The organism is Gemmatimonadota bacterium (genome assembly GCA_041390125.1).
Lineage (GTDB): Bacteria > Gemmatimonadota > Gemmatimonadetes > Longimicrobiales > Gaopeijiaceae > JAGQIF01.
The window spans coordinates 268377-281510 of sequence record JAWKQN010000002.1 but is presented as its reverse complement, the minus strand read 5'-3'; the positions used below and the strand labels follow the sequence as shown (position 1 = coordinate 281510).

Sequence of the window (13134 nt, the reverse complement as noted above, 5' to 3'; positions counted from 1 at the left end):
GGAGGTCGATCCCATCATGCGAGGTGTCCGCCAGCTCCGTTCCCTTCTGCTCGTCGCGCTGCTGAGCGGCTGCGCCGGCGGGGTCACCGCAGATCCCGCGGCCCACATGGGCGAGCACTTCATGGCGTCCGTGGATCTGCAGACCGCCGTCATCCGGGGCGATCTGGAGGAAGCCCGTAGCCACGCCGAGTGGCTGGCGACGCACGACGAGCCCACACGGATGGCGGCGACCGAGGAGGCCTTTCGCGGCCTGCGCGACGCGGCCCGTGCGGGCGCATCGGCGCGCACTTTGACGGGGATGGCCGAGGCCACGGCGCGCATCGCGTACCAGTGCGGCGCCTGTCACACGGCCACGGGCTCGGGCCCGGAGATGCTGCCCGGCAGCCCGCCCGACCCTGGCGCCGACGCCCAGGCTTCGATGTTCGGGCACATCTGGGGAACGGATCGGATGTGGGAGGGCCTGGTCGCGCCATCGGAGCCCTCCTGGAGCGCCGGGGCACGGGTGCTGGCGCTGTCGCGGCTGGATGCGTCCGCCGTGGTCACCGATCCGGCCCGTCAGGCGCGCCTGCGCGACCTCGAGGCGGAGGTCACCGACGTGGCCGAGCAGGCGGGGCGGACCGGCGATGGCGGGGAGCGCGCCCGCCTCTACGGACGACTGCTCGCCACGTGCGCGCCGTGCCACCAGACGCTGGGATTGGATCCGCTGGGGATGCCGCGCTCGCCCTGAGCGCAGGGCGGGGGAGACGAGGACGGAGATGACGCGCGTGCCCGATGGACCTCGTGGGTGGTTCTCGGTGCGACGGCCGCCTGTGCGGACGCCGTCGCACCGCCGCCGGACGGAGGCCGCGTGGTTGGCGTGGAGCCCGTGTGCGGTCGCGTCGGGGTGCCCAGGGACGCGGAGGTGCGCGTCGGCTAGACCGGGGAGTGGGTCACGGTGGACGTGCCGGCGGTGCTCGGCGGGGGCCCCTGGATGCTGGCGGCCGGAGACCTGGACGGCTGTGATCGGCATCGATGAACTCGACGATCTCGTGCTCTTGTACGAGAATCCTGGGTGAGCTGGAATCCCCTCCGTCCCGCCGGATCGTCCGTCATGGCCCACGCGCTCGACCCCATCCTGAGGCCTCGTTCCATCGCCGTGATCGGTGCCTCGCGCCGCCCGGCCTCCATCGGCTGGCAGATCCTCGACAACCTGGTGCGGCACGGGTTCACGGGACCGGTCTATCCCGTCAATCCGAAGACGGACTCCGTCCACTCCATCCGCACGTTCGCCAGCATCCGCGACGTTCCGGGACCCGTGGACCTGGCCGTGATCTCCATCCCCGCCCCGCTCGTGCTCGATGCGGTGCGGGACTGTGTGGAGGCGAAGGTGGGGGGGCTCGTGGTCATCACCGCGGGCTTCCGTGAGGTCGGAGGCGCGGGTGTGGAGCGCGAACGTGCGCTGCTCGAGCTGCTGGAAGGGACGGGCATCCGACTCGTCGGCCCCAACTGCATGGGTGTGCTCAACGTGGAGCCCGACGTGCGCATGAACGCGACATTCGCGCCGTCCGATCCCCCGTACGGCCCGGCGGCCTTCATGAGCCAGTCGGGCGCGATGGGACTCAGCGTCCTGGATTACGCCGAGAGCTTCGGCATCGGCCTGTCGATGTTCGTTTCCGCCGGCAACAAGGCGGACGTCAGCGGCAACGACCTGCTCGAATACTGGGAAGCGTCCGATTCGGTGCGCATGGTGCTCATGTACCTGGAGAGCTTCGGGGACCCTGCGCGCTTCGTTCGCCTCGGCCGCCGCATCACGCGCAGCAAGCCCATCTTCGTGGTGAAGTCGGGTCGCACCGGCGCGGGCGCGCGCGCGGCGGCCTCGCACACCGGCGCGTTGGCGCAGACCGAGCTCGCGACCGACGCGCTGATCGCCCAGGCCGGTGCCATCCGGGCGCACACGGTCGAGGAGCTGTTCGACCTGGCGTCCGCCTTCGCCCACCAGCCGGTTCCCCACGGACGTCGGGTCGCGATCGTCACCAACGCGGGGGGGCCGGGCATCATCCTGGCAGACGCCTGCGAGACCTACGGCCTGGAGGTGGCACGGCTGGAGCCCGCCACGGAAGCACAGCTGCGCGAACATCTGCCGGCGGAGGCGAGCGTCCGCAACCCCGTGGACATGATCGCGAGCGCGACCGCCGAGGACTACGAGCACGCGCTGCGTATCGTACGCGCGGATCCCGGGGTGGACGCCGCGATCGCCGCGTTCGTGCCTCCCCTGGGCATCCAGACCGTGGACGTGGCCAGCGCCATCGTGCGGGCGTCCGAGGTGGCGCCCGAGAAGCCGGTGCTGGCCGTGCTCATGGGTCGGCAGGGGCTGCCGGCGGGCCAGGCCGAGCTGCGCGCCGCCGGCATCCCCGCCTACGTCTTCCCCGAGTCGGCGGCGCGCGCCCTGGGCGCGCTGTGGCGCTACCGCCGGATCCTGGAGCGGCCCGAGGGCGAGCCGCGGGTCTACGACGACGTGGACGACGCGGCGGTGGAAGCCGTCCTGGACCGGACCGCGGCCGCGGGCCGCGCCAAGCTGAGCGAGGCGGACGCGCTCGCGGTCGCGCAGGCCTACCGGATCCCGACCGTGCCCTGGGCGTTCGTCGAAGGAGCGGGCGCGGAAGCCGCGACGGCAGTGGCCGCGGCCGCGGAGCGGCTCGGGTTTCCGGTGGCGCTCAAGGTCATGAGCCCCGCCATTGCCCACAAGACGGACGTGGGCGGTGTGCAGCTCGACCTGGAGGACTGGAACGCGGTCGCGGACGCGGTGGCGCGTATGCTCGTGGAGGTTCCGCGACGTGTGCGGGAAGCCGGAGCCGGGGATCCCGCCATCGAGGGATTCCTGCTGCAGCGCATGGCGCCCGCGGGACGGGAGACCATCGTGGGGCTGACGCGCATCCCTTCGGTGGGGCTCATGGCCATGTTCGGTCTCGGCGGGCTCTACGTCGAGGTCATGCGTGACGTGGTGCTGCGGCTCTGCCCGCTGACCGACGCGGACGCATCGGCGATGTTGCGCGAGGTCAAGCTGAGCCGGCTGCTGGAGCGTGTGCGCGGCGAGCCGGCCCGGGACCGGGCGGCGCTGGTGGAGACCATCCTGCGCCTGGCGCAGCTGGGAGAGCGCCATCCGCGGATCGCGGAGCTGGACGTCAACCCGCTGATCGCCCTGGAGCAGGGCGCCGTGGCGGTGGACGTGCGCGTGCAGCTGGCCACCTGATCCAGGGAAGGCGGGCGGGCACGGGCTTCCGGCGGCGGCTCCGACCCTGTTAGGCTTGGGTCCATGCCCTCCGGCGCCGCCCCTCCGAACGCGAGACCGCCGCTACGGCTGGGGAGGATCCCCTGGCGCCTCCGGACGCACTGGCGATCGTCCCTCCGCCGCCGCCTGACTCCACCCCGGCTCCTGGCCGGATCGTTCCTCGTGCTGATCGCGTTGGGTACGATGGGGCTGCGCTGGCTGCCGGGTCTCTACACCGGGGCGCGGCTGTCCTGGTTGGACGCGCTGTTCACGGCCACGTCCGCGGTCTGCGTCACGGGGTTGATCGTCGTCGACACCGCCACGGCGTTCACGCCTCTGGGACAGGCCTTCGTCCTGCTTCTGATCCAGCTGGGGGGGCTGGGAATGCTCACGCTGACCACCGCGCTGATCCTGGTGCTGGGGCGTCGACTTTCCCTGGCGCAGCAGGATGCCTCGGTCGTGGGCCCCGACGTCACGCCGGACATCGACTTCCGGTCCTTGCTGCGCGGCGTCCTGCGCTACACGCTCGTCCTGGAAGCCATCGGCGCGGGCTTCCTGTTCGTGCTCTGGCTGCCCCGCTTCGACGCGCCGCAGGCGGCGGCGCACGCGATCTTCCACGCGGTGAGCGCGTTCTGCAACGCGGGCTTCTCCACGTTCTCGGATTCACTGACGGGCTTTCGGACCGCTCCGGTCACGCTCACGGTGGTGATGGCCCTCATCACGCTGGGTGGTGTGGGCTTCCTGACCCTCGAAGAGCTGCGCCTCGCGCTCCGGGCGCGGCGGCATCGGCGGCCCTTCCGGCTCACCCTCCACTCGCGCCTCGTGCTCGTCACCTCCGTCTTCCTGGTCGTGGGTGGCGCCGCGCTGTTCGTGCCGCTGGAGTGGTCCAATTCGTTCCAGGATCTGCCCCCTTGGGCGCGGGTGCTCAACGGGGTCTTCATGAGCGTCACCGCCCGCACGGCGGGCTTCAACACGATCGACTACAACGCGGCAGACGACAGCTCCAACTTCGTCACCATGCTGTTGATGTCGGTGGGGGGCTCCCCGGGCTCGACCGCGGGCGGTCTGAAGACCACCACGCTGGCCCTGCTGATCCTGCTGGCCTGGTCCCGGCTGCGTGGCCACGGTGTGACCAGCTGGGCGGGACGGACCGTCCCGGAGCGCACGGTCGACCGCGCCGTCGGGCTGTTCGTCGTGGGGTTCGCGGCCGTTCTGTTCGGCATCTTCCTGATGGTCCTGTTCGAGCTGGGCACCTCTGCCCCGGTGGGCCGGGGAGACGCATTCCTGGACTACGCGTTCGAGGCCGTGAGCGCCTTCAACACGGTGGGGCTCTCGATGGGGGAGACGGCTTCGCTGACGGTGCCCGGCAAAGTGCTGGTGACCTTGCTCATGTACATGGGGCGGGTGGGCCCCCTCACGGTCGTGGCGGCGTTCGCAATCCAACGCCGCTCGGATCGCGCCCACGAATTCCGCTTCGCCTACGAGGACGTCGTCGTCGGATGAGGATGCCATGAAGCGCTTCGTGATCGTCGGTCTGGGCAACTTCGGCTCCTCGGTGGCCGAGGCGCTGCACTCCATCGGCCACGAGGTGGCTGCCCTCGACCGGACTCCCGACCGGGTGGACCACATGGCTTCGCGGGTGTCGCGGGCGGCGGTCGGGGACGGACGGGAGATCGAGACATTGCGCCGCGTCGGCGCGGAGGGTGCCGACGCCGCCGTCGTGAGCACCGGGGACGACATCACCGCGAGCGCCTTGACCACGCTCGCGCTCAAGGACGTGGGGATCGACGAGATCTACGTGAAGGTGATCTCGTACGAGCACGCGCGCCTGATCGAGAAGCTCGGTGTGACGGAGACCATCTTCCCCGAGCGGGAGTCCGGCATCCGGCTGGGGAAGCGCATCTCCAGTCGCTCGTTGCTCAACTACGTGCAACTGGGCGAGGACTTCAGCGTGCAGGAGATGGCCGTCCCCACCGCCTGGGTCGGCAGCACGCTGCGCGACCTGGAGCTCCCGAAGCGCATGCGGGTCACCGTGGTGGCCGTGCACGACATGCTCATGGGGACGATCACGCCCGTTCCCGACCCCGACGCGGTGCTCAAGGAATCCGACACCCTCCTGGTGGCGGGCACGGACCGCGATCTGGCCCGGGCCGCCAAGCTGACCTGACCCCGAGCGGCGCTGCGGCCCGGCGCTTCCGTCGGGGCCGCGCCCTTGCCGTCCCCGCGGGAGCGGGCCCATCCTGGCCCCCTGCCGTCCGGTTCGAGGCCACCCACCGCCGGGACGCCCGACCGGACCCCCAAGGACGGAGGATCCGATGGGCCGTTCGTCACTCGCCGCCGTTTCGGCGGCTGTGCTGCTCTCCTCGTTGCTGCCCGCGTCGCTGGACGCCCAGCAGCAGCGGCGCTCCCGACAGCTCCGTCAGCTCCAGGACGAGGCGCTGCAGGCGGTCGAGTCCCGGGCCAAGCAGGTCCAGGAGATCGTCGACATGGTCTTCTCGTTCGGCGAGCTCGGCATGCAGGAGTTCGAGACCTCGAAGTACCTGACGGGCATCCTCGAGGAGAACGGTTTCACGGTGGAGCGGGGCGTGGCGGGCATGCCCACGGCCTGGGTGGCGCGCTGGGGCTCGGGGGATCCCGTCATCGCGTTGGGCTCCGACATCGACGGCATCCCCCAGTCCAACCAGAAGCCGGGTGTGGGCTACCGCGAGCCCATCCTCTCCATGGCCCCCGGGCACGGCGAGGGGCACAACTCCGGACAGGCCGTGAACATCGTCGCTGCGCTGGCCGTCAAGGAGATCATGGAGCGCGAGAACATCCCGGGCACGCTGGTGATGTGGCCGGGCGTGGCCGAAGAGCAGCTCGCGGGCAAGGCCTATCTGGTGCGGGCCGGGGTCTTCGAGGATGTCGACGTGAACATCTTCACGCATGTCTCCAACAACTTCGGTGTGTCCTGGGGGCAGTCGGGCGCCAATGCGCTCGTGTCGGCCCAGTTCCGGTTCCGCGGCGAGACGGCGCATTCCGCGGGAGCCCCCTGGCGCGGCCGTTCGGCGCTCGATGCCGTCATGCTGATGGCGCAGGCGTGGGAGTTCAAGCGCGAGCACCTGCAACCCGCGGCGCGCTCCCACTACGTGATCGTCGACGGGGGCGACCAGCCCAACGTGGTGCCGCAGCTCGCCACCATCTGGTTCTATTTCCGCGAGCGCGACTACGAGGGCGTGCAGGCCATGTACGACGCCGCCAAGAAGATGGCCGAAGGTGCCGCGCTCATGACGGGTACCACGGTCGACACCATCATGACCATCGGCTCGGCGTGGAGCGGTCACTTCAATCGGCCCGTGGCCGAGGTGGCCTATGACAACATCAAGCGGGTGGGGCTGCCGGCCTGGGACGAGGCGGACATCGCCCTCGCCAAGGGCATCCAGCGCGAGCTGGGCAGCGAGGAGGAAGGCCTGGCTACCGAGATCGGCGATCTGGGCGGACCCGTGGACATGCGTCGCTCCCTGGGCGGAGGCTCGGACGACATCGGTGACATCTCCTGGAACGTCCCCACGATCACGCTGCGCTATCCCTCGAACGTGCCGGGGACCCCGGGCCACAACTGGTCCAACGGCATCGCCATGGCCACACCCATCGCCCACAAGGGAGCGGTGGCGGGGGCCAAGGTGCAGGCGCTCACGCTGCTGGACCTGTTCCTGCGACCCGACCTGGTGGCGGACGCGTGGACGTACTTCCGCGACGAGCAGACCACGGAGACGACCTACACGCCGTTCATCCTCCCGACGGACGAGCCACCGATCTGGCTGAACGCCGACATCATGGAGCGCTACCGCGAGGAGATGCGGAAGTTCTACTACGATCCCAGCCGGTACTCGACGTACCTGGAACAGCTGGGGATCGAATACCCGACCGTGCGCGGCCGCCCGGTGAGCGACGACGGACGCTGACGTTCCGGGTTCGCCGCGCGCGGGCGGCGGCTGCAGGCAGGAAGCCCGTGGAGCTCCGGCTCCACGGGCTTCTCGTTTCCGGGACGCCGTGGGGGCCGCTCAGGTCAACAGCAGCCGTCCCGCCATCACGAGCACCGCCACCAGCACCACCCGTCGGATCCAGACGTGCCCCTTGAGCACGTTGAGGCGGACGCCGGCCCACCCGCCGACCAGGTTGCCGGCGGCCAGGATGGCGCCCAGCCGCCAATCCACCATGTCGGCCCGCGCGAACGTGAGCAGCGCCGGGAGGGTGAAGCCCAGCACCACCAGGACCTTCAGCGCGTTCCCGCGCACGAGGTCGAAGCCCGCGAAGGTGGTGGCCGCGAGCAGGAGGAAGCCGACGCCGACCTGGATGAATCCGCCGTAGAGGCCGATGCCGAAGAAGGCCGCGGCCAGGACGGCGCGTCCCCGAGCCGAGGTGGGGACCGCGGCCTCCGTGGGGGTGCGCGCCTTGAGGGGGTCCCAGATGGTCCACACCGCGACCAGCAGCATGACCACGGCGATCACGTCCTGGAGCTGCGCGTCCCCCACCCGGGTCGCGAGCCAGGATCCGACCAGCGCGCCGATCGTCGCCGGAACGATGGCGAACCCGGCCCAGCTCCAGGGCACGAGGCGATGGCCGTGGAAGCCCCAGACCGCGCCGAGGCTGTTGACGAGGATGCCGACGCGGTTGGTGCCGTTGGCGACGGTGGCCGGCAGGCCCAGGAAGATGAGGGCGGGCAGGGACAGCATCGAGCCGCCTCCGGCGAGCACGTTGATGGTGCCCGTGACCACGCCCACGGCGAACAGCAGCAGTTCCGACATGGGCCCCGAACCTAGTGATCGCAACGGGATGCACCAGACCGGTCGTGAACATCGCGACCGATCCGGTGGGAGGAGCGGCGGCCTGCGCGGCGCTGCGGTCGTGCCACGACCGGAACGGCGGCACGCCGCTCGCTGTATTGCCCCCCATGGAGCGGATCGCCCTCATCCCCGTGCAGTTCGTGCCGTTTCCCGGCACGATCATCCAGTTGCGTCTCTCCGACGACGCGGCGCTGGCGCCGTTCCAGGACTGTCGCGACCAGGACCGCGCCCTCGGGTTCATCTTCCACGACGAGGCGCGCTTCGGGACCTACCGGGTCGAGGAAGGCGGCGTCGGTTGCACGGCGATGATCCGCGCGCTCCAGGACGAGGCATCGGGCGGGCCGCGCGTGATCGCGCAAACGCTCGCCCGGTTCGAGATCGCGGATGCGCTCGTCGTGGACGGACCCCTGCTCGAAGCGGTCGTGCGCCCGTACGTGGATCGCGGGGACAGGGGGGAAGGGCTGGTGGAGCGCAGGGAGCAGACGCTCGCGCTCTTCCGCTCCGTGATCCGCGCTCTGCCCGGGGCGCGGCGCGCGCTGCCCCGCCTGGACTGTCAGGAGGACGTGTCCTTCCGCATGGCGCCCTCGGTGGGCGCTGGCGCGGGCTGGAAGCAGAACCTCCTCGAGATGCGCGACGAGCGTCGGCGGCTGGACCGGCTCGACACCTTCTTCCTGCAGGCGATCGCCCGCTACCGCGCTCCCGATCTCGACGCCTGAGCGCGCGGGCGGCTCACGCGCAGCCTCCCACCGGCCCTTCCGGCGCCGGCGTGCGCGATCCCCAGCCGTAGAGATCGGGCAGGTGCCGGGTGGTTCCGTCGGGCCCATGCACCTCGAGCTCGTAGCGGAAGACCACCCGGGTGCCGAGCGGGGCATGGTAGTAGAGCCGCCAGGCATCTCCCTCGGCGAGTCCCACGCACCCGTTGGAGACGGCGCTCCCGAGCGTCTCGCGGTTGGTGGTCGGGTGCAGCAGCTGCCCCCAGCGGCGCCCGTCCAGCTCCGGCTCCAGCCAGGGGATCCGCGGCAGGCCGGTCAGCCGACCGTCGTCCCGGCGCGTGACGGTGTAGCGGTGGTTGTCCACCGGATTGCGGAAGACCGCATCGCGCTCGATGCGGACGATGGTGCCGCGGCCCGGGTGCGTGCGGAGATCGACGTCCCGACCGGCCATCTGCAGATACCGGGAGCGATCCTGCCCCACCCGCACCCGGAAGGCGTGGATCTGCGCACCGTTCTCCAGGATGCGCAGCGTGAACTCCGGGATGTTGAGGTCGATCACCGTGGCGGCCAGCACCGCGCGGAGCGAGTCCACCTGGCTCGGGTCCGGGATGAGGAGCGTGTCGCCGGCGCGCAGGGCCAACAGGGCCTGCGGATCCTCCGCGAACCGGCCCTGCTCCATCATCGTGTAGTAGTCGGTGGCGGCGAGGCGGTCGACGATCCAGGGATTGGCCCGGACCAGCACGTGCTCGGTGAGGGGCGCCGCGGGCGTGTCGTAGCGCGCGACCAGGCTGTCGACGACCTCGAACCAGCGGCGGATGGGGACGTCCCGGTCGACGACGTGCCGGCGATCGGTCGGTCCCTGACCCCAGAGCGGCGACACCCCCGTGAGCACCACCGTGACGACCCACAAGCCCGCGCGCCGCACCACGCTCAACTCCAGCGGAACCACCGTAGCGCCAGACCGAAGGCGCCGACGGTCCAGGCGCCCAGGATCGCCAGCATGGGTGCGATGCCCGCCAGGCCCACGCCTTCGAGCATGACCGCCCGCAGCGCGTCGTTGATCGCCGTGAGTGGCAGGGCCTTGATGAACGGTTGTACGACGTCCGGGAAGAGCGCGTAGGAGAAGAACACACCGGAGAGGATCCACATGGGCATCATGACCAGGTTCATGAGGCCCGACACCCCCTCGATGGTTCGGGCGCGGCTGGCCGTCAGCAGGCCGAGCGCCGAGAAGGCCAGGGCACCCGCGACGGACACCAGCACCACGAGTCCGAAGCCGCCGCGCACCGGCACACCGAAGAGCAGGACGCCGAACCCGATCAGGACGCCGACCTCGAGCGCCAGGAACATCAGGCGGAACAGGATCTGCGCCAGCAGGAAGTCGCTCCGACGCATCGGCGAGGCCAGCAGGCGCTTGAGCAGCTTCTTCTGGCGCAGCTGCGCGATGCCGAATCCGACGCCCCACATGCTGGTGCCCATGATGTTCATGCCCAGGAGGCCCGGCAGGACGAAGTCGATGTAGCGGCCTCCACGCTCGGCGCTCCCGATGGTCGCCACGTCGATCGCGGGCGCCTGTCCCGCGGCCCGTTGCAGCGCGCGCTCGGTGAGCACGCGGGCGAGGCGGCTCTCCTCCCGCGTCGAGTCGAACTGCAGCGTGAGCCCGGGAGTCGTGCGCACCAGCACCGCGACCCGACCGGTGCGCAGGGCCTGCTCGGCCTCGGCGTCCGACTGGAGCGATACGACCAGATCGGGATCGGCGTCGAGATCCGCCTGTACGCGCTCGGCGTCGGGTCCTGCGACGACCGCCACCGGGACCGGCTCGGGCGCGCGATTGCGGAACGCGATGCCCAGCGCGATCGCCAGCAGGAGAGGGAAGACGAACACCCAGAAGACGGCTTCGGGTTCGCGGATGAACTCGCGGAAGCGCCAGAGCGTCAGCTGGACCAGCGGCCGCTCAGCCATCGCGCAGGCTCCGGCCCGTCAGGTCGAGGAACACGTCCTCGAGGGTGGCGTGGTGGGTGGTCAGCTCGCTCAGGGCCAGCCCCTCGCGCTCCAGCACCCGCATGAGCTCGGGAACCGCCTGGTGCACCTGTTCGGCGGTGAGGCGGTAGCGGTCTCCGACGCGCTGGATCGCGCGCGTGTGGGTCAATCCCTCCCACACCACGGCGTCCGGAGAGGTGTCGGCACCGAGCGCGAACTCGACCACGTGCTCCGCCTCCAGCGAGCGGATGAGCTCGCGCGGGGATCCCAGCGCGATCAGGCGGCCGCGATCCATGATGCCCACCCGGTCGCAGAGCCGCTCCGCCTCCTCCATGTAGTGCGTGGTGAGCAGGATCGTCGTGCCGCGACGATGCAGGTCTCCGATCACCTCCCAGAGCTGTCGCCGTGACTGGGGGTCCAGGCCGGTGGTCGGCTCGTCCAGGAACAGCAGGTCGGGATTGCCGACGAGGGCGCAGGCGATCGCGAGACGCTGATGCTGTCCACCCGAGAGGGTCCGCACCCACGCGTTGGACTTCTCCCCCAGCTGCACCAGGTCCAGCACGTCGTCTACGGGAAGGCCCACCGGATGGAACGATCGGAACAGCGTGAGGATCTCCCGGACGCTGAGCTTCTCGGGGAGCCGGGTCTCCTGCAACTGCGTTCCCAGACGTTGCCGGAGCTCGGGTTCGTCGTGGCGCCAGTCGAGCCCCAGGATCCGCACCTGGCCCGCGTCGGGCCGGAGCAGGCCCTGGAGCATCTCGACCGTGGTGGTCTTGCCGGCTCCATTGGGGCCGAGGAGGCCGAAGCATTCCCCCCGGGGCAGCTCCAGATCCAGGTCGTCGACGGCCGTGAGCGAAGCGAAGCGCTTCGTGACGCCACGGCACACGACGGCCGGAGAGGAGGCCGGGGCGGGGGACGCATCGGTGGTGGGCATGGGCTCCCGGACGCACGATCGGCCCGACGCACGGTGCGCCGGGCCGATCCTCTACCCGCGGGAGGCGCGGGAGATTCGGGGAGGAACGCCTGTGGGCGTCCGCCTAGGCGGCCATCGCCTCCGGCGTCTCCGTCCGTCGATGCTTGAGGTCGCGGAAGCCGATGAGACGCTGCTGCTCCTCGTCCCACAGCGTCAGGCGCAACAACCGCCACGAGTCGCGCAGCCGGATCTGGGTCGCCTGTTGGAGCTGGGGCACACCTTCGTGCGCGTCCTCCAGCTTGTAGTTCGGGATCAGCGCGCTCAGGTGGTGCACGTGGTGCAGGCCGATGTTGGCCGTGATCCACTGGAGCGGCTTGGGCAACACGAGGTGGCTGCTCCCGTGGATGGTGGCGTCGTAGTAGTTCCAATCATCGTGCCGATGCCAGTACGTGTCCTCGAACTGGTGCTGCACGTAGAAGAGGTACACGCCCATGGTGCCCGCGAACATCGTGATGGGCACCTGCACCAGCAGGAACGCCTGCCAGCCGACGAGGAGCGACATCCCCACGATGACCGCGGCCAGGGCGGCGTTGGTCCACCAGACGCTGCGCCACGCCTGCGTCCAGTCGCGCGGGATGTCCCAGGGGTAGCGATGCTTGATGACGAACAGGACGGTGGGGCCGATCCCGAGCATCACGAGCGGGTTGCGGTAGAAGCGGTAGTACCAGCGCTGCCCTGGCGTCATCGACAGATACTCCGACACGGTCTTGGTCGTGACGTCGCCGAAGCCCCTGAAGTCCAGGTCGCCGGAGTGGGCGTGATGGATGGCGTGCGTGCGCCGCCAATACTGATAGGGCACGAGCGTCAGCACGCCGATGCAGAACCCGACGATGTCCCGGGCCCGGCGCGACGTGAAGAAGGAGCCATGACCGCAGTCGTGCTGGATCATGAACAGGCGCATGAGGAAGCCGGCCGTCGGGAACGCCAGGAGCAGCGTCAGTGCGTAGTGGACCTGCAGGCTGGCGTACATGAGCGCCCACATGCCGAAGAAGCCGAGGGCGGAGATGACGAGCTGGCGGACGCTGCGACGGTCGTCGGCGCCCTTGTAGGACGCGATGAGGGCGTTCCACTGGGCCGGCGTCAGGGCCTTGGGTGCGGGGCCCGAGGATTTGGGTTCGGCCATCTACCAGGATCGGGATTGGGAGTGGATTCTCAACAGGGCTCGGCCGCGCCCAAGGTGGGCGTTCGGGCTGCATTGGTCAACGGGCGGAGCGCGCCGTTCGGAGCCGCGCGCGGCGGTCCGGAACCCCGGTCGCTCGTCCGCACCGAACCCCATACCGGATACCGAGTTGTGACTCGGGTCCCGGAGTGGCCTGCGGTGGGTCAGCACTCGAACGGTACCCGCTGCAGGCGCTCCGGGTCCGCGATCGACCGCAAGATGTGGTCCAGGGTCGG

11 protein-coding genes are annotated in these 13134 nt (G+C 70.4%); 6 read left to right on the top strand and 5 right to left on the bottom strand.

Features of this window, described 5'->3' with window-relative positions; translation table 11 throughout:
* The first annotated feature begins 16 nt into the window (after positions 1-16).
* The 5 genes from R3E98_01065 to R3E98_01045 all read left to right on the top strand — a co-directional run bounded on the left by R3E98_01065 (position 17) and on the right by R3E98_01045 (position 7191).
* Complete coding sequence (locus tag R3E98_01065) at positions 17-727, top strand: hypothetical protein (GenBank protein ID MEZ4421972.1); 711 nt, start codon at positions 17-19, stop codon at positions 725-727.
* Between the two features lie 324 nt (positions 728-1051).
* The gene (locus tag R3E98_01060; GenBank protein MEZ4421971.1) at positions 1052-3229 is read left to right on the top strand and encodes an acetate--CoA ligase family protein; all 2178 of its coding nucleotides are present in this window, start codon (positions 1052-1054) and stop codon (positions 3227-3229) included.
* 201 nt (positions 3230-3430) lie between these two features.
* Positions 3431-4750, top strand: a complete 1320-nt coding sequence (locus R3E98_01055; GenBank protein ID MEZ4421970.1) for a potassium transporter TrkG — start codon at positions 3431-3433, stop codon at positions 4748-4750.
* 7 nt (positions 4751-4757) lie between these two features.
* A complete protein-coding gene (locus R3E98_01050) occupies positions 4758-5414 on the top strand; it encodes a TrkA family potassium uptake protein (protein ID MEZ4421969.1) in 657 nt (218 codons plus the stop codon).
* Between the two features lie 148 nt (positions 5415-5562).
* Entirely contained in the window at positions 5563-7191 is a 1629-nt protein-coding gene (locus R3E98_01045) for an amidohydrolase (protein MEZ4421968.1), read from the top strand.
* Positions 7192-7290: 99 nt separating this feature from the next.
* Here R3E98_01045 and R3E98_01040 read toward each other — a convergent pair whose 3' ends face one another.
* Positions 7291-8034: a sulfite exporter TauE/SafE family protein gene (locus tag R3E98_01040; GenBank protein ID MEZ4421967.1), complete on the bottom strand. Its 744-nt coding sequence runs from the start codon at positions 8032-8034 to the stop codon at positions 7291-7293.
* 44 nt (positions 8035-8078) lie between these two features.
* Between R3E98_01040 and R3E98_01035 the strand changes: the two genes are divergently transcribed.
* On the top strand, positions 8079-8789 hold the full coding sequence (locus tag R3E98_01035; protein ID MEZ4421966.1) for an LON peptidase substrate-binding domain-containing protein: 711 nt from the start codon (positions 8079-8081) through the stop codon (positions 8787-8789).
* A 13-nt stretch (positions 8790-8802) separates the two neighbouring features.
* Here the strand turns inward: R3E98_01035 and R3E98_01030 are convergent, their stop codons facing one another.
* The 4 genes from R3E98_01030 to R3E98_01015 all read right to left on the bottom strand — a co-directional run bounded on the left by R3E98_01030 (position 8803) and on the right by R3E98_01015 (position 12862).
* A complete protein-coding gene (locus R3E98_01030; GenBank protein MEZ4421965.1) occupies positions 8803-9735 on the bottom strand; it encodes a L,D-transpeptidase in 933 nt (310 codons plus the stop codon).
* A complete protein-coding gene (locus tag R3E98_01025) occupies positions 9717-10748 on the bottom strand; it encodes an ABC transporter permease (protein ID MEZ4421964.1) in 1032 nt (343 codons plus the stop codon). The genes R3E98_01030 and R3E98_01025 overlap by 19 nt, the downstream gene beginning before the upstream one ends.
* Positions 10741-11700, bottom strand: a complete 960-nt coding sequence (locus tag R3E98_01020) for an ABC transporter ATP-binding protein (GenBank protein ID MEZ4421963.1) — start codon at positions 11698-11700, stop codon at positions 10741-10743. Before R3E98_01020 ends, R3E98_01025 begins: the two co-directional genes overlap by 8 nt.
* 103 nt (positions 11701-11803) lie before the next feature.
* Positions 11804-12862 (bottom strand): fatty acid desaturase, encoded by a 1059-nt coding sequence (locus tag R3E98_01015; protein ID MEZ4421962.1) that lies wholly within the window; start codon positions 12860-12862, stop codon positions 11804-11806.
* Between the last annotated feature and the right edge of the window lie 272 nt (positions 12863-13134).